This window comes from Fibrella arboris, from assembly GCF_041321095.1.
In the GTDB taxonomy this organism is placed as follows: Bacteria; Bacteroidota; Bacteroidia; order Cytophagales; family Spirosomataceae; genus Fibrella; species Fibrella arboris.
Genome location: NZ_JBGGWE010000016.1, coordinates 117,230 through 141,063, shown reverse-complemented (window position 1 = coordinate 141,063; position 23,834 = coordinate 117,230). Strand labels below are relative to the sequence as shown.

At 52.4% G+C, this 23,834-nt stretch carries 20 protein-coding genes; 11 read left to right on the top strand and 9 right to left on the bottom strand.

Annotated features, from left to right (window positions below; genetic code table 11):
* Positions 1 to 104 precede the first annotated feature (104 nt).
* From ACAW75_RS22735 to ACAW75_RS22720, 4 genes are all read right to left on the bottom strand, one after another.
* On the bottom strand, positions 105 to 536 hold the full coding sequence (locus tag ACAW75_RS22735; RefSeq protein WP_370731065.1) for an IS630 family transposase: 432 nt from the start codon (positions 534 to 536) through the stop codon (positions 105 to 107).
* A gap of 10 nt (positions 537 to 546) precedes the next feature.
* On the bottom strand, positions 547 to 1,020 hold the full coding sequence (locus ACAW75_RS22730; RefSeq protein WP_370731063.1) for a winged helix-turn-helix domain-containing protein: 474 nt from the start codon (positions 1,018 to 1,020) through the stop codon (positions 547 to 549).
* A 163-nt stretch (positions 1,021 to 1,183) separates the two neighbouring features.
* The gene (locus ACAW75_RS22725; protein ID WP_370731062.1) at positions 1,184 to 2,233 is read right to left on the bottom strand and encodes a hypothetical protein; all 1,050 of its coding nucleotides are present in this window, start codon (positions 2,231 to 2,233) and stop codon (positions 1,184 to 1,186) included.
* A 43-nt stretch (positions 2,234 to 2,276) separates the two neighbouring features.
* Positions 2,277 to 3,677 carry a tyrosine-type recombinase/integrase gene (locus ACAW75_RS22720; RefSeq protein WP_370731061.1) on the bottom strand — a complete coding sequence of 467 codons (1,401 nt, stop codon included), beginning with the start codon at positions 3,675 to 3,677 and terminating at the stop codon, positions 2,277 to 2,279.
* Positions 3,678 to 3,990: 313 nt separating this feature from the next.
* On the opposite strand from ACAW75_RS22720, the gene ACAW75_RS22715 reads away from it, so the two are divergent.
* The gene (locus ACAW75_RS22715) at positions 3,991 to 4,170 is read left to right on the top strand and encodes a hypothetical protein (protein WP_370731060.1); all 180 of its coding nucleotides are present in this window, start codon (positions 3,991 to 3,993) and stop codon (positions 4,168 to 4,170) included.
* 291 nt (positions 4,171 to 4,461) lie between these two features.
* Here ACAW75_RS22715 and ACAW75_RS22710 read toward each other — a convergent pair whose 3' ends face one another.
* Positions 4,462 to 7,215, bottom strand: a complete 2,754-nt coding sequence (locus ACAW75_RS22710; RefSeq protein WP_370731059.1) for a hypothetical protein — start codon at positions 7,213 to 7,215, stop codon at positions 4,462 to 4,464.
* A gap of 296 nt (positions 7,216 to 7,511) precedes the next feature.
* On the opposite strand from ACAW75_RS22710, the gene ACAW75_RS22705 reads away from it, so the two are divergent.
* The 3 genes from ACAW75_RS22705 to ACAW75_RS22695 are packed head-to-tail and all read left to right on the top strand — an operon-like array spanning position 7,512 to position 9,379.
* Positions 7,512 to 8,042, top strand: coding sequence for a hypothetical protein (locus ACAW75_RS22705; RefSeq protein WP_370731058.1), 531 nt, complete (start codon positions 7,512 to 7,514; stop codon positions 8,040 to 8,042).
* Between the two features lie 24 nt (positions 8,043 to 8,066).
* On the top strand, positions 8,067 to 8,879 hold the full coding sequence (locus ACAW75_RS22700) for a fimbrial biogenesis chaperone (RefSeq protein WP_370731057.1): 813 nt from the start codon (positions 8,067 to 8,069) through the stop codon (positions 8,877 to 8,879).
* Complete coding sequence (locus tag ACAW75_RS22695) at positions 8,876 to 9,379, top strand: hypothetical protein (RefSeq protein WP_370731056.1); 504 nt, start codon at positions 8,876 to 8,878, stop codon at positions 9,377 to 9,379. Before ACAW75_RS22700 ends, ACAW75_RS22695 begins: the two co-directional genes overlap by 4 nt.
* Here ACAW75_RS22695 and ACAW75_RS22690 read toward each other — a convergent pair.
* Positions 9,376 to 10,482: a hypothetical protein gene (locus tag ACAW75_RS22690; protein WP_370731055.1), complete on the bottom strand. Its 1,107-nt coding sequence runs from the start codon at positions 10,480 to 10,482 to the stop codon at positions 9,376 to 9,378. The genes ACAW75_RS22695 and ACAW75_RS22690 overlap by 4 nt on opposite strands.
* A gap of 63 nt (positions 10,483 to 10,545) precedes the next feature.
* Positions 10,546 to 12,774 carry a cytochrome P450 gene (locus ACAW75_RS22685; RefSeq protein ID WP_370731054.1) on the bottom strand — a complete coding sequence of 743 codons (2,229 nt, stop codon included), beginning with the start codon at positions 12,772 to 12,774 and terminating at the stop codon, positions 10,546 to 10,548.
* 185 nt (positions 12,775 to 12,959) lie between these two features.
* On the opposite strand from ACAW75_RS22685, the gene ACAW75_RS22680 reads away from it, so the two are divergent.
* Positions 12,960 to 13,982: a UbiA family prenyltransferase gene (locus ACAW75_RS22680; protein ID WP_370731053.1), complete on the top strand. Its 1,023-nt coding sequence runs from the start codon at positions 12,960 to 12,962 to the stop codon at positions 13,980 to 13,982.
* A gap of 6 nt (positions 13,983 to 13,988) precedes the next feature.
* Here ACAW75_RS22680 and ACAW75_RS22675 read toward each other — a convergent pair whose 3' ends face one another.
* Both ACAW75_RS22675 and ACAW75_RS22670 read right to left on the bottom strand, forming a co-directional pair.
* On the bottom strand, positions 13,989 to 14,945 hold the full coding sequence (locus ACAW75_RS22675) for a glycosyltransferase family 2 protein (protein WP_370731052.1): 957 nt from the start codon (positions 14,943 to 14,945) through the stop codon (positions 13,989 to 13,991).
* On the bottom strand, positions 14,887 to 16,161 hold the full coding sequence (locus ACAW75_RS22670; protein WP_370731051.1) for a glycosyltransferase: 1,275 nt from the start codon (positions 16,159 to 16,161) through the stop codon (positions 14,887 to 14,889). The genes ACAW75_RS22675 and ACAW75_RS22670 overlap by 59 nt, the downstream gene beginning before the upstream one ends.
* 382 nt (positions 16,162 to 16,543) lie before the next feature.
* Between ACAW75_RS22670 and ACAW75_RS22665 the strand changes: the two genes are divergently transcribed.
* The 6 genes from ACAW75_RS22665 (at position 16,544) to ACAW75_RS22640 (ending at position 23,815) form a co-directional block, all read left to right on the top strand.
* Positions 16,544 to 18,184, top strand: a complete 1,641-nt coding sequence (locus ACAW75_RS22665; protein WP_370731050.1) for an aldehyde dehydrogenase family protein — start codon at positions 16,544 to 16,546, stop codon at positions 18,182 to 18,184.
* Between the two features lie 113 nt (positions 18,185 to 18,297).
* Positions 18,298 to 19,092: a DUF2490 domain-containing protein gene (locus ACAW75_RS22660; protein ID WP_370731049.1), complete on the top strand. Its 795-nt coding sequence runs from the start codon at positions 18,298 to 18,300 to the stop codon at positions 19,090 to 19,092.
* 125 nt (positions 19,093 to 19,217) lie between these two features.
* A complete protein-coding gene (locus ACAW75_RS22655) occupies positions 19,218 to 19,763 on the top strand; it encodes a hypothetical protein (protein ID WP_370731048.1) in 546 nt (181 codons plus the stop codon).
* 323 nt (positions 19,764 to 20,086) lie between these two features.
* Complete coding sequence (locus ACAW75_RS22650) at positions 20,087 to 21,220, top strand: hypothetical protein (protein WP_370731047.1); 1,134 nt, start codon at positions 20,087 to 20,089, stop codon at positions 21,218 to 21,220.
* A 113-nt stretch (positions 21,221 to 21,333) separates the two neighbouring features.
* The gene (locus ACAW75_RS22645) at positions 21,334 to 22,224 is read left to right on the top strand and encodes a hypothetical protein (RefSeq protein ID WP_370731046.1); all 891 of its coding nucleotides are present in this window, start codon (positions 21,334 to 21,336) and stop codon (positions 22,222 to 22,224) included.
* Positions 22,225 to 22,273: 49 nt separating this feature from the next.
* Positions 22,274 to 23,815: a phosphatase PAP2 family protein gene (locus tag ACAW75_RS22640; RefSeq protein WP_370731045.1), complete on the top strand. Its 1,542-nt coding sequence runs from the start codon at positions 22,274 to 22,276 to the stop codon at positions 23,813 to 23,815.
* The last annotated feature ends 19 nt before the right edge of the window (positions 23,816 to 23,834 follow it).

Here is a 23,834-nt window from a genome sequence, read left to right as displayed (position 1 = left end):
GGGGCCAGTTCTGCTCTTTGAGAGCGGCACAACGCCGTCGCAGCAGTTCGTAGTCAGCAGGTGTGTAAGTTGCCATACCTAAAAAAGAAAGCATCTTTATGAACCTACTCACATCTCAATAAGTTGATAAAGGCTTGATTTTTTAGGCTTCGCTTCAGTTGGCTCCATAGTAACTCGACCGGATTTAATTCTGGACTGTAGGCTGGTAAGCGTTCCAAATGGACCCTGCCCGCCCGCTGGCTGAGCCAGTCCTTGACCACTTGACTACGATGAATGGCCGCCCCATCCCAGATCACCAACAAGTTTCGTTTGCGGTATCGGCGACACAAACGATCCAAAAACCAGACGATATCCTGGCTAGTGAAGGGCCGATCCTGGCCACCCAGGTAGAGTCGTCCGTTGGGCGCAATGGCGGCTATCAGACTCAGATGCGTACGTCCTGCTTGCTCCACGATGAGTGGGGTTTGGCCTTTGGGTGCCCACGTATGAGCCAGAAAGGGCAATAAATAACAGGCAGACTCATCAACATAGACAATGACACGGCCCTCAGCCCTGGCTTTTTTTAAGCGCAGGCAAGTGCTCCTGCCGCCACTGTTGGACGGCGGCTGAGTTTTGCTGACGTGCCTTTGGCTGGGGTAATTGACGACTCCAGCCGACGCGCTTGAGTAAACGGCCTACTTGGGAGGGATCGTAGCTAACCCCAAACAGCCTGGTAATGACAGCGTTAACGCGTTGTCGGGTCCAGACTTCTCCTTCAAAGCCGTTAGCTACTGCTCCTTTGGTTAACTCGGTGACTAACTGAACCAGTTGCTGCTCATCGAGTCGGCAGGCGGGTCCAGCAGGCTTTTTCCAAATCAAGGCATCGGGGCCATCTTGGCGGTACTTTTTGAGGGTTTGACTCACCCAGCCTTCAGTCATTCCTAAGGCTTGGGCAATTTTGACTTGGGGCCAGTTCTGCTCTTTGAGAGCGGCACAACGCCGTCGCAGCAGTTCGTAGTCAGCAGGTGTGTAAGTTGCCATACCTAAAAAAGAAAGCATCTTTATGAACCTACTCACATCTCAATAAGCAGTGTAGAGCGTTCTACCTGCTCAATCATTACGTTCGTCTGCATTGTTAAACCCGGTTAGTGTCGGGGTAATGCAAACCACGTTGGTAGCGGTGCAGGTGTCCTACGCTACCATGCTACCTTGAAACGATACTATTTTTATTGCTCAGATTATCAAAGTGTTGTAGTGCCAAAGGGTAGCGTTTCAACTCAACACGCAAACGCGATACCTCATCGGGTTTTAAATCAGATAGCTTGAGTTTACCCTTTGCAATCTTATTGTAAGTCTGGTAAAATCTATTTTTATCGACTTCAAATGGTGCCGCAAACTCGTATGCATCTGCTTTGATAGTGCCTGTAGAACCAAACCGGGGCAAGCCGGATTCGTGGCACAAGTGCGCCAAAATGGCAAGAGTATTATGCGTTGGTTTTTCTGTCGACAGGGCGGGGGCAGAGTGTTGAGGTTCCTCTACTTCACAATTATCTAATTCATCAATAATTAAAGGCTCACTAACACGGCTAATATTTGTCTGTAAAACTGTCGAGGCATCAGCACCGGGCAAGAGTAGACCACGCAAGTAGGTTGCTAAATCATAAGAATAAATATCTTTTATCAACCCATTAAGGGCGGCAATCCTGTTAACGTTACTTAGCGGCTCTCCTTCACTATAAGTGGCCTCATGCACTAATGACAAACCGTCTAACTTCTGTTGATACAGTTGGTTTTTAGGCCGGAACCACTTAGCTCTTTGCAAATCTCGAACATCTGATAAAAAGCCACTTAGCCGTAAATGTTGAATAGTTTCCACCTCCTCAATAGTAGGCAGGAAATAGAATTGTGATTGTATAATTTTATCGTACTTTTCTTGTCGGAGTTTATATGCTTTTCTTTCCTCCTCATCGGGTATATATACCGTACCGGGTATGCTACCTACGTACCTAATATATTCCTCCTCAATAACCTTTAATCGATCTTGCAATTCAGTTTTTTTTTGATCGAAATGAGCCATTAGCCGTTTTGATAAACCGGTCTGATACTGTCCAAGCCAAACCCGGCAGTTTAGACGAAAAGAGGCTAATACGTATCTATTTATTTTACTTACCAACTCCGGGACTTCATTACAACGCACACCAAGCGAGCAAAGCCACTTTAGGTAAGCAGATAAATCTATTTCAGGGTCAATCATTGGTCAGCAGGATTTGAACACGGAGAGGGAAACAAAAGTCAGGTCAGGACACCTTACGGAATGGGTTAACACGTTCGGGCTTGCGCTCCACCATTTCGTACATCATTTCTATTAAATCATGGTCAGTAGCTTTCACGTACTTCATGAATACGTTTAGCTTTTTATGACCTGTGATCTTCATAAGTGCATCCGAGGGGAACCCACGTCTAAACATGTTGGAGGCGAAAGAACGCCGGGCTGTGTGACTAGTTACTAACTGCCATTTCTCCACACCTGTAGATTTGGTATCCCATCCGACAGAAGTTTGTTCAACCTCACGGCCATCTTTCACGACCTTCTTTACTACGGCGGTTTTAACCAATTCACGGCCACCCTTTACAATATGCTTTAACTCACGGCTGTTTATCTCTGCCAGCTTACATATTTCCTTTATGTAGTCGTTTGTTTTCTGGTTTGATATGCCAGCGGGCAACTTGTCATTATACTTTGCCCTTATGGCTCCAACGTGTTCATGCACGAAGGGAATTACTACACGGCCACCCGTTTTACGTTGTCTCAAGTCAATGTATGGTTTGCCTTGTGGACTGGTTTTGAAGTGTTCAGGTTGAAGGGTCGAAAAGTCCGAAAAGCGTAAACCTGTCCATGATGCAAAAATGAATTGGTCGCGTACTTTATCGAGCCGGGGGTTATTTGACAAGTCGAGGTTATAGATACGGCCTAACTCCTCCTCTGTCAGATAGATGTTTTCGGACTCTACACGCGGGGCGTTAAATTTCTGGTAAGTGATATTGGTAGTATATCCCTCATCTACGGCTATTGCCATGAAGGTTTTTACGTTTTCTATGTACTTGCTGACGTTGTTTGTTGCGTAGTTTTTAGAGGTTAGCCACGACGTATAAGCCTTGTGAAAGGCCAAATCAATATTATCAAACGTTAGCGGGCGCGGATAGATTTTAGAGAATGCAAGTAGACCGTTATAAGAAGTGATGTACCTGCGTATGGTATTAGGTGCAATGAACTGGCCTGCTTTAGCACCGCTGTTTTTAGTGAGTCGAGTAGGGGCCGTTTTTATATATGCGTCAATGAAGTCTAACAGCGTTTTAGGCTTCTCCTCATCGGCAACAGGATTTATAAAGGCATCAACGCGGGCGCGTACCAAATCCCTTGTAAGTGCAACACCTGAACTCCGTAGGTCTGCCAGTATTGCCGATACCTTTTTCTCAAGTCCAGACAGGTACGTATTGATTTGGTCTTTCTCTGTGGCATCTGACACATTGCGAACCCGATACTTTTCAAGATTCCAGTGAGCAGGTAAGCACTTAAACGGTGTTGACACCTTCACCCTATCTCCATCGAAGGAAACTAGACAGTGTATAGGGGTTGGCTTTGTCGCTTTGGGGTCGCGTAGCCAAAAAGTAGCGGGGTTATTCGCCTTCCTTGCCATAAATCAGAACTGTTTTGAACACGGCTCAAATATAGGGCTTTTAGAAAGCGGGGGAGAAAACGGGGGAGGAATTAGTTAATAAACTTGAATCTATCTTATATCAGTTTAATGTCTGTCTTTACAAAAAAGCCTCTATACTATTCAGAAACCCACTTTTTGCGCTATTTTGAGTATTGCTCAAAGTGTGCGAATTATAAAGGTTTGCGTCCGGCACCCGGTACAAAGCGCCTGATCACTGACATAAAAGTGGTTAGGCGCTTTTTTGTTTCCAGGATCGATGTAATTCCTTTGTCTGGTTCGTTGCTCAACCAGCATGAAGAAAATAGGGATCATCGAGGACGACCGGCGAATTGCCCGGAATATAAGTCGGGGCTGCACGCTGGCTATGGTGGTCATTGGTGCCCTGATCAGGGCAACGATCTTGACATGCCTGATCTTCCCAGTCATCTACCGATCATTCTATCAGTCAGAATGGGTCATGCCCGCGGGCTAACCGTAGCGTCCTGACATCATCGTAGTGGCTTATGATAAGCTATCGATTAGGCAGTGGCCGTCGTTTTGAGGGACTCATAGACATACGTTAGCAGCCACCAGAACAACCTGGCCATGAGCAGCGACAGCAGCATGACCACTAGCCAAGTAATTAATTTTACGGGATCGATTGGTGGTTCTGGACGAGAACGCGGCATAGACACTTACGTATAGACTAGGGTGCAATATACGTAGGTAGTGGCCAAATCCAGCCTGATTTCCAGGCTGGTGGTGATGCCGGCGCGCATACTGTCTACTCCTGCTTGAACCGTTTGATCTCTACAGCGCGGGTCGACCCGTCGACAGTCCAGTTGAGGGCGGGGTGTTCGCCAGCCGAGCTGACAATCAGGGCGCTGGTTCTGACGGTTGCCTGCACCTGCCGCCCATAATCGTGAACCAGGATCGTGTACGTACCTGGCGACAGATGCAGGGCGAAAGTGCCATCGGGCAAGGTCGTTGTTGACGTGATTTTTTTACCCTCCCGCTGAACTTCGATGACAAACCGTTCAAATTCGCAAGGCTTCTGGTCATAAACGTTCGTCTGGCAACTGAGCTGGCCAGTAACCCGGAATGTTTGCCGGAGCGGAATTACCCGATTCACGGATCGCTCCATGTTGATACTCTCCTGAAATAAAATGGGATCGCCCAACCGTCCGGTGCTCAGCGCAGAAACAGCGTAAGTGCCGGGGGGAAGGTTTTGATACGAGATCTGTCCTTTTTCGTCGGTGATGAGGGTATTGTCATTGACGGTCACCAGTAAACCTTCCAGCCATTGTTCGCCCGCATCGAACCGGTCATTCCCATTGGCGTCGCTGAAAAAGCGTAGATGTAACCGCCCATTTGGCCTGAACCGTAGCTTATCGAACCGTTTCGTCAGCTCCAGCCGGTATTGGCTATACGTAAATTCATCCTGCTCGGCGTAGGGTGTTCCATTGCCTTCCAACCGGACAGAGAAGGTGGGGGTGACATCGTATTGCACCCGGCCAACGGCAATGTAGCGTGATTTTAAGTACAGCGCGTCGTACAGGTAGTTGAGGCCGGCTGAACCGGCCAACCGTTTATCGAGCAGTGAAAAATTGACCATGGGTGTAAGTGAAGCCGTCATGATCTGGTTGGGCCGTTCGGTCCGAAGATCGTTGAGGAAGTAGGGACCCTTCTGGAAATAGCCCCACAGACTGAAGTTCCCAAGGCTTGCCGAGGTCGTAATACGCTGACTGATGGGCTGCGACCGGTTCGGCAGCGGTGATTCATACAGAAATAGGCCAGCATCATACGTGAGCATGAACTGACTATGCCGGCGCTGATAGGTAAGCGATGGCGCTACCCGATAGGCGGTGGCCTGCTGGCTAAACGGGTTCGACGAGTCGGTCTGGAGGGACCAGTAGGGGCGAAAGCCGGCAATAAGTGGCCCAAGTCGGCTGGTTAAACTGGCTTCGACTATCGAATTGCCAAAAACATATCGGTAGTTATCCGTGGCCGTAACGTACCTGACCTGATTATAATGAACATGATTGATACGAAACAACAGGGTGGTATGATCTGAGGGGAGCCAGGAAAGCTGACTTGTCAACAGGGTAGCGCCTCGTTGGAGCCCGGAATAAACGGGCGTGCTGAAATAAGAGCGAAGTTGCCAACGCAGCGCCGGGCGTTCATAGGAATAATGTACCTGGCCGGCCCACCCCACAGTGCGGGCCAGGCTGGGGTTACTTTGCGCGTATTCTGTACTTTGGCCAGCCAGCACTTGTAACGACTGATTCTCGGACGCATCATACTGAAAGGAAGCAAAGTTCAGATAACCGGCCCGCATCAGACCTGGCTGCGTGAAGTAGCTGCTGCTTACCGACCAGGCAGCACCGGGGACGCTGGCGATCTGTTGGTCATAGCGAACCGAAGCAACATTTCCGGTCCAGGCATTCGCGCCAGAATACAGCCAGTTCGGGTTGGTATTCACCGCCCAGAAGGTCCATTCATGGTCTGGTCTGATTAGATTTAGTCGCACCCCGCGCCCAAGTAATGGCAGCTCGTGGTAATCGTACAAACTGCCCACGTGCAACTGGGTTCGACTGGTCCGAAGCGATATCGACGAGCTCTGTAGCTGTTGATAATTGGCCGAAGCATAGTCGAGGTAGTTGAGCTGGAAAGTAAGCTGGGCGTTCCCGATAGAGTCTGCGCCCCAGATACGGGCTTCCCTCGCCCACTGGTTCGTACTCAACTTGGTGATCGCTGTTCGAATACCAAAACCCTCACTGGAACCCGTATTGGCTTTTTCAAACCGCTTACTGGCTACTGCCACTACCACCTTATAGAGCACACTGCCAACGATAGAACCTGTTGAGTCCCGAAGGGTGAGTGACAGCTGATGTGGCTTATTGGGCGACCAGTACCGTAACGGGTTCACCAGCAATGTTATACTGGTGTCTTGCAGCGCTTTAAGCGGAATTGACAGCGGAAATGCAGCCTTGTCGATGCCTGACGAAAGCGACTCGATGTCAACGGAGACCGATGTACGTCTGGCCTGGTGATGAACCAGCCTGAACGTGGGTCGGGCGGGTTCGGTCGTTGAATACAGAAGTACCGTCTCGTCGGGGACGTAGAGGGAGAACGAGGGCTTATTTTTTTGCGCAGCAATCGTCAGTTTAAAGGAACGGGTTTGTAGCAGGTGTCCGGTTGAGTCACTTAAAAAAACGGTGATCTGTTGCGTAGGTACGCCGGTATGTTGAAAAAGCAAACCTTTAAAGGGGACTGTTTCGGTCTGGCCTGGTTTGAGCTCGAACCGTTGGGGTGTTGACGACACCCATTGAACAAAGCGGGGCGTCTGCACCAGAAGGCGGAAGGAAACGGTCTCTGACCCGTTATTCTGGATGGTCAGGCGATTAATAAAGGTTGACCCGGTAGCAACACTGATTGTATCACGCCAGAACGAAGCCCGTAATGGCTGACCAACGGCTTGGCCGAGGTATAGCGCAGACAGTGCGATGGTAAAGATAAGCCTGATGAGTGCAGCCATTGTCGCTGGAGTCGACTGGTGAAGCGATAACGCAGAGTAAGCAGACCCTCACAATTTTAATGCCGACCACACTTTAATGTACTGACTTCCAGGGCGATTGCGTCAGTGACAAAAGCCAGAAAAATGGCTAATAGATTGATTATTAAGGGTTATTTATTGGTGGTAAGTAATAATGTCTATAGTGCATGGGTACTAATAAGTGAGCTAACGGGACACAGTTTGGTAGTGGCTTAATAATTGTTTAAAAAAGTACTTAGTATTCAACTAATTAAGTTTTACTAAAAGTTAACGTTAATATGAAAAAGTTTAACAAAATTATTGCGAGTGTCGCCGCGTTGGCGGCACTGAGTTCAGGGGTAGGTGCTTCGTCGGCACACGCACAACTAACGTCTGGCAATGCGATAGTTACCCTGACATTAGTCGACGTGATGGCGCTGGTCGTTAGCGTACCGGCGGTTCCGCTGACCTATGGTTCTGTTACTGACTTCATCGATGGTCGGAATGTGACAATCCCATTACAGCTACTGGTTAGCAGCAATCGGCCTTACGATCTGAAAGTGAGGGCAGATGGTGATCTGACTTCTGGGCTGGGCCAGTCGGCTACGACCATTCCGATCGGTAATATCACGGTGCAGGCGATGAGCGGAGGCCTGGGGACCACACCGGCCGTGAACCTATCGACGAGCGACCAGACATTTGTGTCAAATGCGCCGGGAGCTATGGCTAAAACTGTTGACATGAAATATTCGACACCTGCCAACAGCCAGGATTTTGTTAAAACAGGTATTTATACGGCAACAATTACGTATTCGATATCTGCCCACTAACGCTGGCTAAAAATGCTGAAACAAATGAGCTGTCTTTGCTGGCAGCGAATGCATGTATGGCTATTACTGAGCCTGGCCGGGTTAACACCCTGTCAGGCTCAGATTGGCTTTCAGGTGTCGCCCGCCAAGATATACATCAACCATAGCAGCACAACCGAACAGACGGCCCGTCTTCATCTGACCAACACGATGGATAAACGGCTGATTTTGCAGGCAACCTGTGCTGACTGGCGACGCGACTCGGCGGGTACAAAAGTGTATTATCCGGCAGGTACGTTGCCCACTTCCTGCTGCTCGGTTGTCAGGGTTACACCAACGGTTATTGAACTCGCTCCGCACGAAGAACGGGACATTCTGGTCACGGTACTGGCTGATGCCAGCTCTGGTGCCGGTCTGTTACGAAATGCAATGGTACTGCTCACGCAGGTCAACGAACAGGAAACGGCCAGTGCCAGCCGAAGTTCACAGTTTATCATCCGGGTGCAGATCGGCGTTCATGTTTATGTGCTACCGGCCGAAAGCGTGCAGCCCGACGTGGCCATTACCGGTATGAAGTTGTCAAGATCAGGTGACCGGTACCAGGTAAAAGTGCAGGTTGCCAATCAGGGTGGAACGCTGCTCGAAAGCCAGCTCCGGGTAGAATACCTGAATCTGGCCACCATGCAGGAAGTGAAAATGGAGCCTATGCCCGTCAATACCATGCCGAAGGAACAGTTCAATGTGACGGCCCTCGTGCCTGATACATTGCCGAAGGGCAAATACCTGATTGTCGCTATCCTGGATAGCGGATCCGGACAACCATTAAAAGTTGCTGAGTTGGAAACTGAATTGAAATGACCTTACGTAACGCGCTTTGGCTGTTCATTTTTCTGGCCGTTATGCCCTGGAAACTGCTGGCCCAACCCTATAGTCAGGATGTACCCGCATTTGTGACGACAGAGAGCCCTTCTGCAATTGGCCTAACGATTCTGAGTAACCCGGCCTTGACACTCAGAACCATAGACGATTATACCAAAGGTGTATCCGTCGACCACACCACGTTGCGCCTGAGTGTCTCGATTGGCCTGGCCTGGTCGTTGCAAATTCGGGTGGCCGACGATCTACGCTATCAGTCGAATGCGATACCCGCATCTGCCATCAGTATTCAGGCGATCAATCTGGGCAACAGACCCGAAGTGTTGTTGAGTACTGCCGACCAGGTCATTGCTTCTGGTCTGGCCAGCATACCCCTGTTGCTGGGAACAACGTTTCGGTACAAAACAAAGGGGGGAACCGCTTTTCTGAAGCCTGGCGGAACCTACACGGCTACGTTGGTTTTTAGCTCGTCTGCGCTCTAGCGCCGCAGTTGAGGGCTGGGTACGTTAGTGACGGCGGCAGGAACGTACCCGGCATATAACGTCAGTGCTTCCAGACAAAAGGCCGTTGTGAGCTCTTCGGACCCCCAGCCAACTGCGCCACTGCGTCCACTGTAGAAAAAGATGGCGCGGGGCCATTCGCCATATTGTCCCTGTTGCTGGTTCAGAAAAGACGCAGCCCGTTCCATCGCAGCCCTGTCTCCCCGCCAAAAAATGAGCGCGCTTAGTGCCTGGGCGGTTTCCAGTATATGTCCGCCAAACTGGCCATCCGTCGTCTCGCTGGCTAACAACCGGGAAAGCACAAGCTCACGAACCGACTCGAACGCTGTGCTGTGGGCCTGGTAGTTCCGGCCCAGAGCATAGTAGAAATTAATAGGACTGTGGTACCAGTTGTCGCAGTTGATGTCCTGATGAGACACGACCAGGGTGAGCAGATAGTCGATAACTGGCTGCGTAGAAGCACTATAGCCGAGATAATACAACGCATTGGCATTGACAACGCCATCAATATCGCCCCGCGAACAGTCGTGCTTCCGCCAGAAGAAATAGTTGCTGATCGGGTGCTTCATCTCGCGTAAGCCAACCCGCCAGTACGTTCGGTTGAGCGTCAATCGGGGCCTGAGAATAAACCAGGTGTAGATAACCCCCTGCCGGTTGACGTTAGCCAGCATCAGTGCGCGGGTGCTCTCGCTGGGATACCCGATCTGCCGGGCATTAAACAAGGAGCCTACATAAGCCGTATCATCGACGTCTGCCGGATTGAGCCGGAAAAGGGAATGCCAGCGGGTGTAATAGTTCCAGATGCCCCCATACATCATCTGGTATTGAAAGAAGGGGATGGTGCGGTTCAGCATCTCGTCGACATTGGGGTGCTGTGCCAGGGAAAGCAAGGCGTTGGCAATGACCGCCGTTGGAAAAACAGTGCTGTCGGGCACACACCATGCCTGCATCGGCATATCCGGGGCCATGTAACAACAGAACTCTCCGTTTGGATACTGATGCTGATGCAGGTAGCTGATTCCCCGTTCGATGGCCTGCGCTAACGCGGCTGGCGAAACTACGGGGGGCTGGTTGGTGCTGGTCATAGGGCCGTTTTTCTGATCAGGTGTGTCGGCATGGTTGGCTGCAAAACGAACTGCACGACCTTACTACGGGCTGACAAGTAAACGGGCTAATCCCCGCAGGCTGGTCGACGTATAATACTGGGGAGGCACCTCAACGAGCTTGAGATTGGGCAGGCGCTGTAAAATAACCTGTATCAGCACCTGTGCCTCTAACCGGGCGATCCCCACGCCGATACAATGATGGATGCCCCCGCCAAACGCCATGGCTTGGCTGGCAGATCGGTCAAGGACATAGTCGTCCGGGCTGGAAAAAACCTGCGGGTCCCGATTAGCAGAGAGCAGGCTGAGCATGAGCCGTGTACCCTGCGGAAGCGGCTGGCCAGCCAGGGTAGTATCCTGCGTCACCGTTCGCCACAGCGTCGACTCAGGCGGGTTAAGGCGTACTCCTTCTTCCACGAACTTCGGAACCAACGAGGCATTGGCACGCAGCTGACCAGCCAGCTCTGGTTGCCGGATCAGTGCATTGACCAGACTGGTCAGGACCATACTGGTAGTCGACGTACCTGCGGCCCAGAGCAGGCGCATCAGGCTGACCGCCGTTGCCGACGATAGGTTTCCTGCTTTAACCTCCCGCATGAGCAGGCTTCCCAGTTGGCCCCCGGTCGTTGGCACATCCTTCAGGTAGCACTGAAAAAAACGTTCCAGGTCCTGTAGGTAGCCCATGCCGTATAGATGCCCGGTCAGCGATGCCTGTAATGATTCAGCTTCAATAGGCCGCAAACCCAGAAAATGACCCATTACCGACTGAACCAGCGGGATGGCCAGTTCCTCGACGAAATCGAATGAGGACCGGACGATCAGGGCATCCAGTCGATGATTCAGTTCATCAGTGATAAATTCCCGTAAACTGGCCATAGCCCGGGCCGAAAATAAGGGCTGGAGCAATGCTCTGATTGTTGTATGAGCTGGCTGGTCGGCACCAAGCAGGAACGGGTCTACTTCCCGGTATGGACTGTTGGAAAAGAGGTCGGGTTTCTGCAATACATAGCTAACCTCCTCATGATGAAGAACAAGCCACGCTTTATGCTGAGGCAGAAAACAGATGCGGTGATGGCGACGGAGATAGGCGTATATAGCCGGAGCATGCTCTACGGATGCTGGCGCCAGTAAATGAAGGGTCGGAATAAGGCTGGCTGCTTTCGTACTGCTTGCCGGCAGGAGTCTGGCGAGTGAATACGTATGGCGGCGATTGAGCCGCTTAAGCTGTAGGTACGTTGCCTCAAACTGAACCTGTTCGGCACTACCGCTGCGCATGGAGTCGAGCAACCTCACATGGTCCGGCAAACTGAACGCTGACTTTATTGAGCTACCAACGAGAAATGGATGGGGGCCAACGTGCGTCATCACATGATGCCGATTGGCCATGGCCGCTGTAACAGTCGAATACAGTAATACGGGAGAGCTAAGCAGTTCGTACCACAACATGGGATCGATCACCGTGTGTTTGGGAATCACCCTGCCAAGTGTCGATGAATAGAAATCCCGTTGTAGGGGCATCGGTGTGAGGCGGCTAAGTTGGTGCGAGACTGATGGATGATGCTGCCGGAACAGCGACGTATGGAAGGGTCGGGTGGTGTCTGTAAAGGGATGTTGCCAGCTGATCTGCTGGTTGTCCAGGTAGGCTGTTGCCCGGTCTTTGTCGGCGCTTCTGCACAGCAGGATCGTACTCGTTGCGCTCGTTTCATACACAGCCCACAACGCCACCGGCGCATTCCGACAAAGAGTTTGCGCCTGTGGCAGCGAACTGCCGACGAACAGCGATAAGTAGTCTTTGTCTTCCAGATAACTGGCTGCTTTCCAGGCTGAACAGGCGCGAATGGCGTCGGTAAGGCTCAGGCCACCGGCTGCGTAGACCGCCGCGAATTCGCCCAGGCTCAACCCCAGCGTAGCATCAGGGATAATGCCTTTTGCCGCCCACAGATCAGTCAGGGCAAACTGTATGGTCAGAATAGAATAAACGACCCGATGCCCACCCGCGAAAAAATCCAGATCCAGAGGACCTTCAAAATTCGGGAGAATATCTTCGCCTGTGAGCGCTAAAAACTGCTGGCAACATACCTGTACCGATGCGCGAAACACGGGCTCCCGCTCATACAGTTCCCGGCCCATGCCAGGCCAGTGTTTAGTACGGCCACCATACACAAAAAGCTGTGATTGGCGGGTTGGCCGAAAAGATGGGCCCAGTCCGAAGACACGTCGGGCAGAGGCCCGTAAGACTCGTTTTGTAAGCGAAGGGATACGCTGAAAGTTCATCGTTGAGTAAGAATAGGCCGGGATCGGTGTAGGCTAATGACCAAGCGAGGTTTGGTCATCAGTCTGGCGACCGACTATTGTATATATTTTCTGTCATATGTTGTGAATTTCACATAAAACAAGTCATTTCGCAAGTCGATAGAGCCTTAATGCTGCCGGCTACTGGCTTCTTTTCCAAAATAGGTATGGCCTTTTTCCGGCAGTTGACCACTATTTCGCGGGCCAGTGAGTGGTGGGGGTATAAATTGTCGCCCGTAGCCGCTATTGCCTATGCAACAGCCAGCCTTGCCAGTACCAGGCTCATGTCGATGTGGGTCTCCTTTTTCCTGTTGCTTCTTGCCTTATCGGTTGGGGCGGTTTATGTAAGCCTGATCAATGATTGGACGGACCGTAACATTGATCGGGCCGCGGGCAAACACAACCGGCTAACTGACAAATCCACCGGATTTGTCATGACTTGTCTGGCAGCCTGTCTGTTAGTCGGTGCGCTGCTGGGCATATATTTCTGGTCATTGAACCCAATCAGTAGTCTATGTTATTCAGGCGCCTGGGTAGCCTATTCGCTCTACTCGCTCCCACCTTTCCGCCTTAAACTACGTGGCTTGGCGGGCGTATTGGCCGATGCCGCCGGGGCTCATTTGTTTCCTCAGTTATTTGCCGTTGCACTGATTGGGCATTTTGTACGGGGCACTGTTCCGGTTGCCTGGTGGCTCGCCATCGGAACATGGGCGTTGGCCTGCGGCATTCGTAATATTCTCTGGCATCAGCTCAGCGATGTCGTCGCCGACCAGCGGGCGGGCGTCGACACCTTTGTGACCGGTATGGGAGCGCATAAAACGCAACAACTGGGTGAACGAATCCTGTTTCCGGTTGAGGGACTGGCGTTCATACTGGCGCTGGTGGTGCTGAACCAGGTCTTGCCTATACTGTTTCTCCTGCTCTATGCGCTTCTTGAGTTTTTCCGCTGGCGCATCTGGCAACTGAGGCCGCTGATACTGGCGGCCAACCAGCGGATCATTGGCAACGAATTTTATACGGTCTTCTTCCCGCTGTCCATCCTGATTGGTCAGTGCCTGCGTGTACCTGCAGACAGTCCGTTTCTGTTGCTTCACGTACTCCTGTTTGGCAGAAACAGCCAGCAAACCTGGCGGGACTGCGTTCATCTGCTTCGCCTGCTGGCTGCCAAGCTGATGAGCTACACGCCCTGAGCCCGGCTACAGGGCAGCTAAAAAGCGCTTTCTGACGTGTGCCTGCCCCCAGGTAGCCAAGGTCAGGCCTACCGCGAAGGGAGCCAGTCGAAAAGCAGTGCGCAGGTGCCGGAACACATTTGTCGACGTCACCGACTGTTTCCAGCTGAAGTAGGCAAAATTGAAATGGTGCATGGCCAGCCGACGACGGAAGATGCGTTTTTCACGGGCAGACAGTTGATGCCGGTACCGTTGGGCCAGTACGATCTCATCATGAAAACCAAGGTCCGGGATAATCTGGGTATGGTCGCGGCAGTCCCAAATGTTGGTTCCATGAATATGCTTGGTCCAGTGAGGAACGAGTGTAAACGCTGAGCGGCAGGGGCGGTTGATGACCATGTCGAGCACCATACACCAGTCGTCGGCAATGCGCATCTGTTCGTTCCAGGCCGTCGGGAATGACAGGCGCCGAATAATCAACGCCGATGAGGGCGAGGGGCAGGTCTCAACCATCAGACGCCGGTTCTGTTCGGGAGTCAATACCCACCAGTCGCTTTCGGGCTGGGTGCAATAGCGCCGGTTGTGCCTGGCCGACCGGAAATACGAGGCATAGCCATCGCTACCCTGGCTGGTTGTCCAGTTCAGAAACACAAAATCGAGCCGGTATTTTTCAAGCATAGCTATACCGTCAGCCAGAAAGTTGGGTTGCCATTCGTCATCCGAATCCAGCGAGGCAATATAGTCGCCCCGGCAATGGCGCAATCCGGCATTGCGGGCTGCCGCCTGCCCTTTGTTGGCCTGCCTGTAATAGTCAATCGCGCTATAGGCCGATAATCGGTCCGACGTGTCATCGGTAGAACCATCGTCGATCACAATCAATTGCCAGTTCGGATACGTCTGGGCCAAGACACTGTCAATGGCTTTCTCAATCAGATGCCCTCGATTGTAGGTCGGAATGATAATCGAGATTAAAGGCTGATGCATAGGTGTGTGATGTCGTTGGATATCGTTTTACCGCGTCGAGCAGGTGTTGACTAAACAGAGCGGCCGGATTAGCAGGCATGGCTTCGCGAACGTACCTGGCGGCTACCTGGCCCATAGCTGTCCAGTTGGTTCGTTGCTCCCAGGCCCGTTCCAATGCCTCGTCGATGGCATCAACGGAGGCCGCTTTGGCCAGAAAGCCTACCTGGTTGTCGAGAAGGAGTTCGGCAATGCCGCCCGCATTGGTAGCGATGGCCGGCCGGCCACAAAGCATGGCTTCGACCAGCGCCAGAGGCAGCCCTTCACTACGGGAGGGAAGCACCAAGGCGTGGTGGGTTTGCCAAATGATTGCAGGATTGGACACATGACCACCGAAAGCAACCAGATCAGACAAGCCCATAAAGTCGACCAGTTCCTGGAGGGCTTTCTGATGGGGTCCGGCCCCAAAGAATGTAAGATGGATGGCGCGAGACCGCCATTTAGGCTGTTGCAACACATCCAGCAGTAAATCCTGCCCTTTATCCAGTACGTCGAGCCGGGCCACGCAAGCCAGCCGATACAGCTCCTCCTGAACCGGTGGCATCGGGATCGGCGCTGTCTGCTGGAGCGAAATATGGACGGGATTCGCCACCACACTAGCGTTGGGCAGGGGGAGGCTAAGCTGTTGTCGGGTAAGGGCCAGGTTGTGTTGCGACACAAAGAAACAGTGGCGGGCGGCTCGGTAGGCCTCTTTTATTTTACGCCGATCTGCATCCTGAGGGAAGAAAAAATTAACGGCTTTCTGGGCGATCAGCACATAAGGCTGCTTTTGTTGGCGGCAAAGGTCTGCATAGTCAACGCCATCGAAATTATTCCCCTGGGCTACAATAGCCAGATCAGGTTGAGTAGCTGCCAGCGCATGAGTTAAAATCGCCCGACCCCGGTGGGCACTATATCGCCACCGATTTGGCAACACCCTATTACGGAAACGGATAACCCAGGGCAGCAGTTGATGCAGATCGGTGACCGTACAGCCAGCGGACCGCAGTGTGCTGATACGCGGATGCCAGCGATCGACAGTTGTTTTATAAATGTGTACCTGGTGGCCTGCCTGGGCCAGCTGAATAGCGGCCTGTGCCCAAAGCTCTTCACTGCCGCCCCATGGTTCAGGGCAGGAACTGACGATAACGAACGTCAGTGGCCAACGTGCCTGGCTATCAAACTCCGGTAGACGCTTCACGCACAAATGAGGGTACCCAATGCAGACGCACCACTCGTAGCGTAGCAGCAAGGTACAGGTTTAGATATCTATTGAACAATTAACATATTAATATATGTAAAAATAGTATTTACCAAATAGGCTCACTACTGCATGAGTGGCATTATATATTAAGTGGAACAATTTATACTTTTCTGATCAAGGAAAGACAGCAGGGGATCTATTATATTGATGTATGATGGATTATTTATATATCAATACATGGACCAGCCGATAGGGTAGCCGGTCAGAGTAATCCGCCTGTATTAACCGATCGATATAGTTTTTTGATGTGTGTCTGGTGAGTACGCTACCCGTTTCAGGATAATCGGCAACTTTGTGACCGAACAAATGTCAACGGAAGATGACTGCTACTGATCTCACCTCGCTTTTCCCCGCCGATATCAACCAAATTCCGGCTCCATACCGTATTGCTCCTATTCACCAGCGGGAGTATCTGCTCAACGGCGAAATGAAACCCTGGACGGGGAAAGTTGCCGAGGTCTACTCCCCGGTATGCCTCCCGGATACGTCAGCTTCAGCCACGCCAGGTACGTTGCAGCGGCAGCTGGTGGGCTCGTTTCCGGTGGCTGGTCCCACCGAAGCCATGGCCGCTCTGGAGGCGGCTGTGGCTGCCTACGACAATGGTCGGGGCGAATGGCCGCAGATGTCGGTTGCCGGGCGAATTGCCTGTATGGAAACGTTCGTCGGAAAGATGCTGGCGCAACGGTCACTGGTTATCAACCTGATTATGTGGGAGATCGGCAAGAATCTGGCCGATTCGACCAAGGAGTTCGACCGAACAGTGAAGTACATCTACGATACCATCGATGCGCTGAAAACGATGGACCGTAATTCATCGCGTTTTCGGATTGAAGAGGGAATTATCGGTCAAATCCGTCGGTCTCCGATGGGTGTCGTGCTCTCGATGGGCCCTTTCAATTACCCGCTGAACGAAACGTATACCACACTGATTCCGGCTATTTTGATGGGGAACACGATCCTGTTCAAAACGCCCAAACATGGCTCTCTGCTGCACTACCCCATGCTGGAGGCCTTTCGGACCAGTTTCCCGAAAGGGGTTGTGAACTCACTCTACGGACGTGGGGCCGACGTGATTCCACCCGTTATGCAGTCCGGAAAGGTAAACGTGTTAACCCTGATCGGGTCGAGTCGGGTGGCTGATGAATTACAACGGCAACACCCAAAACTGAACCGGTTGCGGTCGGTGATGAGCCTCGACGCCAAGAACGCGGCCATTATCCTGCCCGATGCTGATCTGGATGTAGCGGTGCAGGAGTGCCTGCTGGGTTCGCTTTCATTTAATGGGCAGCGGTGTACGGCGATCAAGATCATCTGGGCGCACCGCAGCATTGCCGATCAGTTCCTGGCCAAGTTTGGCCCGGCCGTGAGCAAGCTGAAACCAGGTATGCCCTGGGGCGAAGGCGTTCAGATAACCCCCTTGCCCGAGCCCGGAAAAACCGATTACCTGGCTGATTGTATCAAAGACGCTGAAGCCCAGGGCGCATCGGTGGTGAACGAAGGCGGCGGTCAGACGGCAGCATCGCTGTTTAGACCGGCGGTTGTTTACCCGGTGAAAGAAGGCATGAAGTTATACCGCGATGAGCAGTTTGGACCGGTCGTGCCGGTCGTTGTTTACGATGACGTGAATGAGTTTATCGATTACCTGATCACCGACGATCACGGTATGCAGGCGAGTATTTTTGGTACGGATACCACGGCTATTTCTGCCTTGATCGATCCGTTGGTGAACCTCGTCAGCCGGGTAAATATCAACGCACAATGCCAGCGTGGCCCGGATACGTTCCCGTTTACAGGTCGCAAAGATTCGGCTGAGGGTACGTTATCTGTGGAAGACGCTATTCGTTCCTTCTCCATTCGTTCAGCCGTGGCCACGAAAGATACGCCGGCGAACAAAGAAATTCTGAATGAGATCGTGGGCGATCATAAATCAGTGTTTCTGAGCACCAACTTCATTTTCTAGGGATTTAGTAGCACTGGGCACAGGTTTGGCCTGCGTAAATAGGACCGTTGCCTTACTGGCATACATATTGTGGAGGCGTGGTCGGGTAGACGAAAAAAGCTACCCGACCCACTATGAAGAACTGGCTACGAACTGCCACTGCCTGCCTGCTGCTCCTTGGTGCTGGCTTGCCATCACTGGCCCAGACCTGGACGTTTTACGGTGTCTTTCCACAATATTCCCAGACGGGTCCCATTACCAAACGCCTGGGCTACAATGTGTTCCTGTCATCGACCAGCCATGCCACGTCGCAGGCCGCCGAGTCGCCGGGAATTGCGATGCTGGCGCTGCAATATTATATTCAGCCTAGCTTCACCTACAAGGTGACCGACAACATTCAGGTCGGACTTGGCTATGCGTATGTACGGCATAATCTGTTTGGTATTCGGGTCAATGAAAACCGGCTGTGGGCCCAAACCGTGCTGACGCACGGTATTACCGGTAGCCGAATCAAGATGAGTCATCGACTGCGTTATGAAGAACGGTATCCACTCCGGCTCTCAACGGAAAAGTGGTCGTTAGCCCAGCTAAGTCGGTATCATGTGGGGGCTACCATTCCCTTTTTCGACCCCAAACAGCAAAAAACAGGCTGGTATGCGGCTGTATCGAACGAAGCGTTTCTCTGTTTCTCCGGCGCAAAGAATAGCCCCATCAGCTCCAAGAACGCCTTCTATGGCGAAAACTGGACATACGGCGGCGTAGGGTACAACACAGGGAAATGGGGCAAAATTGAAGTGGGCTACCAATACCAGGATCTGGTACGCAATGCCGCTCATGACCATCGAAACCTACATTTGCTACAGATTCAGTGGGCTACTAATTTTAGCCTGGACGGGCTGGCAACCTGGTTATTAACGCCTCCTTTCTGAATCTGTGGCCCGATAGTTGCTATTTTTCAGTCAAGTGCATCGGCCTACAACTGTATTTAACTATATTTGTTCTATTCTTTCTACTAAAAAGGGGAAGATTACTCGTAACTGTCTGTTAATCTAATATGAAACGCCTGTTGAGTCTAAGCTTACTGGCCTTACTGCTCTACCACACCCTGGCAACGGTATGGGTAGCGGTTGGTGTCTGGTGGCAGGATCAGCATGATCTGACTGAACGTCTGACGGTCTACTCCTCCGTGGACAGTATGGTTGAGTTTCAGGTCGTATTGGGAGCGGGGCAGGCGCAGAAACTGGTAGAGCAGACAACAGAAGACGGTTTTGCCTACCACGGGAAATTCTATGACGTGATCAGTGTTGAGCTGAGTGGCGATACGCTTCGTATTGCCGGTATGGAAGATAAGGCCGCCCGCTTCTGGCAGCAAGACCTTCTTTCTTTTGTTAAAAAAACGATCAGTGCCAACTCCGGCGACGATTCTCAGCGAAAAGCCGGTCACTGGCTTAAACTGCTGCTGAAAGAATATCGGCCCTCCGACCGGTTAGTGTTTTCCGCTTCCCTGGTAGCCTGGCTCGTCGATGTACGCATTGCCGACGCCCCACTGGCTACCATAGCCCGCTACCTGGCGGTGCTTTCGCCTCCGCCCCGAGTGTAATTGAGTTTTGCTGTCTTGTAGTCTCGTTGCAAAAGGCGCTCCGGGTTCGTACCCGCTTCCGCCCTGCTACCTAACGGGCTATGTATCATTCAGTCACTCAATTAATTGACCCACTCTGCTTTTGGTTCACGGTTCTGCCGTACTGTGCGTTGACGTACAGGTAATTCAACCTTTTTTTGGAAGATGATGCTTCTCGCAGTTGTCAGTCTGTCTGACGACTTGCTGTTGAAGTCGTGTTGACGCAACACAGCCAAAAATCGAACGAGTACCTGGCGGAATGACGTCTGCGAACGTACCTGGAGTAGAAGGGGCTACTTTCCTCTATGATCTCATCTTTAAAATATACGGGTCTAGCGTTGCTTGGCCTACTTGTTAGTACCCAATTTGCTGCTGCTCAGGGTTGCGTAGCCGTTCGTCACATGAGTTGCGCGGCCCCATCGGGGTCGTCGGCTGCTTTTTTCAAGCAGCGTACCGGCCACTGGCAGGTATCGGCTGGTTACCGCTATTTCCAGTCGTATAAACACTTTGTCGGTGACGTTGAACAGAAACAACGCGTTGAACAGGGTACGCAGGTGATTAATACATCCCACGCCTTGGATCTGGGCATCACCTACATGCCGTCGCTGCGCTGGTCGGTGTCGGTTAATCTGCCGGTTCAGATGAACGACCGATCATCGCTTTATGAGCATTACGGTAATCCGGCGGCGGGGAGCGGTATCAGTCCTGACGCCAACCGGTTCCATACCGGTTCGAAAGGCATCGGTGATCTCCGTATTTCAACCAGCTACTGGGTAATCAATCCGGCTAAATTGCCCAAAACGAACCTGGCCGTAGGTGTAGGGGTGAAACTGCCAACCGGTGACTACCAGGTAACGGATCAGTTTCACAAGAAGACCAAAGAAGGCGTCGACTATACCGTTACACTGCCCGTCGATCAGTCGATTCAGCTAGGTGATGGGGGCGTCGGTGCCAGTGTAGAACTCCAGGGTTATTCGCAGGTGACCAATAGCGGGTTAACTGTCTATGCCAATGGTTTTTACCTGTTCAATCCCCGCGAAACTAACGGTGTTAAGCGCAACCCGACAGCAACCACGATCGACCTGGTAACGGGCGAATTCTCGGTGGCCGATCAGTTTGCTGCCCGTCTGGGTCTGAGCCAGTCTATTCGGTTCATCCCGGGCCTGGCTGTTATGCTGGGAGGTCGCGTGGAAGGGGTGCCGGCGAAAGATGCATTTGGCGGGAGTGGCGGTTTCCGTCGCCCGGGCTACATCGTTTCGGTTGAACCTGGCTTCTCGTACATGAGGGGAGGGTATGCCGCCGCCTTGTCTGTGCCTGTTGCCGTATATCGGAACCGCACACGCAGCTACGCCGATCAGCTCGATCCACTGGGCCTGAAGCATGGGGATGCTGCCTTTGCCGATTACCTCATCTCCTTTAACGTGAGCCGTTCCTTTTAGACCGCACCGATCTATAGGATTTGACAAGTACAGGAAACCGGTGCCCCGTGTCTTTTCCGGTAGGCGTCGAATCCTGTAGATCAGGATGGCTCGGTTTTATGATTCTTATTCCTATGAAAAAACAACTCCTCCTTGTTGCGCTACTGTTGGTGAGCGCAACAACCAGCTGGGCACAGATGCCCCAAGATGCGATTTACATGCCTAAAAAGACCATTTGCGCCGCTGCCATGTATGGCCGGAGCAACTGGAACTGGTATTGGGAAAATACGTTGAAACGCGAGAATTTCAACATTGGTACACACACGACCCAAAGTGCATCGGTCATGGCTACCGTGGGCTTGAGTGACCGGGTGAACCTGATCGTAAACGTCCCGTATATCTGGACCAGTACCTCGGCCGGGAACCTGATGGGTCAGAAAGGGTTTCAGGACGTTTCGGGTTGGTTGAAGGTCAATGCCCTGCAATACAAAGGCTTCTCGTTACACGGACTTGTCGGTGCATCTACGCCGCTGAGCAGCTACGTCGCCAGTTTCCAGCCTATGTCGATTGGTATGGGTGCCCGGTCAGTGGCTGGGCGGGTGCTGTTGACTTACAAACACCCCAAAACGGGCCTGTATCTGACGGCGCATGGGTCGTATATCTGGCGTGGGACGATGCGCATTGACCAGGATGCCTATCAGGCCAATGATCGGGTGTATAACACGAATGAGGTGGCCGTGCCCAATGCACTGGATGGGGCCGTTCGGTTTGGTATCCTGCGTCGTGCGTTTCAGACGGAAGTGTTCGCTGAACGCTTCACGTGTACCTCGGGCGACAATATTCGCCGGAATGACATGCCGTTCCCCACCAACAACATGCAGGCAACGACCGTGGGCTGGTATGGCAAGTACCAACCCCATAACGTCGGGGTCAATGCCCGCGCCGGGTACGTTACCAATGGCCTGAATATGGGCCAGAGCACCTCGTTTATGGTGGGATTACTGTATCAAATCAACCTGAAATAAGAAGCCTGCATGGTTGTCGAAACCGTACAGATCTGATCGATTTAACACAATGAAACATATAAATAAAGCGCTTATCCTCAGTTTTGTAGCCGTTGCCATGACGGTTGTTTCCTGCGATAAGACCATTGAAGAACCACAACGCGTGGGCTATACACCCGCCAGCGTTGACGATAAGGCAGGTACGTGGAAAACGTACGTGCTGACCAGCCCAACCGACGTAACGATTGCGACACCTTCCTCAACCTCGTCGGCCGAATACATTGCAGAGCTGACCGATTTGAAATCGAAAGCAGCTAACCTGTCGCTGGAACAGCAGCAGGCGGTTGTGTACTGGGGAGCCGGCGCCGCGTATCGCTGGAACGAAATTGCCCGTGAACTGGCGGCCCGGTATAATACGCCGCCCGCCTCGAACGCCGACGGAAAATATCCGGTGCCCGATGCCGCCAACCCACTGGCTGACCCCAAATTTCCATTTGCCAACCCGCCCTACACGGCGCGGGCACTGGCAAACTTAAGCGTAGCGCAGTATGACGCGCTGGTGGCCGCCTGGAGCTATAAGTATAAGTTTAAGCGGACAGCGCCATCGAAAGTCGACGCAACGGTAACGGCTGCACTGCCTGTTTCTGCGTTGCCAACGTATCCATCGGAAGATGCGGTGGTGGCGGCGGCCTCAGCAGTTGTGTTGAAAGCGATGTTCCCTGGCGAAGTACCCTTCATTGATGCGAAAGTAGCTGAGCATACGAATGCCCGTCAGTGGGCCGGCATGAACGTGAAAAGCGAGCTGGACGCCGGTGCCAGCCTGGGTACACAGGTGGCTGCTAAAATTATGGCCCGTGCCAAAACAGACGGTATGAGCGGTGCCAACAACCAGACGCTCACCGCCGGTATGATCGAATCGGCCAAAAGCCGTGGTCAAACGGAGGTATGGACTAGCCAGGAGTCGCCGCTGCGTCCGCCCATGTTGCCCAACTACGGAGCCGTGTCAACCTGGAATTTCGATCGGGCCACGCTGGTGTCGCTACGGCCCGGCCCGGCCCCGCTGCCTGGGTCAGATCAGTTCAATACCGAGCTGAACGAGCTGAGGGAGATCAACAAAAACCAGACACGCGAGCAGGCTCGCATTGCCAACTATTGGGCCGATGGCGCAGGTAGTTACACGCCTCCGGGGCACTGGATGCGCTCGGCAGCCGATGCCGCGCACGAAGCTAAATATAGCGAGGTGCGTATGGCGCGTACACTGGCGCTGGTCGGTACGGCTTTGCAGGATGCCGGTGTTTGTTGCTGGGAAACCAAGTTTTACTACTATACTCCCCGCCCGCAGCAATTTGGGGTGAAAACGTCGGTAGGTCTGCCCAATTTCCCTAGCTACACCTCTGGCCACTCGACCTTCTCGGCGGCGGCAGCAACGGTACTGGGCAGCATTTTTCCCGATCGTTCCGATGAATTCTGGGCCCGGGCTCAGGAGGCTTCGGTGTCACGGGTGTATGGGATGATCCACTTCCGGTCAGACTGCACGTCGGGATTAGTATGCGGTAAGAATATCGGTTCCTATGCCGTAGCCAGAGGAAAAGCAGACGGATCAGGCTTGTAAGTCAACGGCATACGATTGA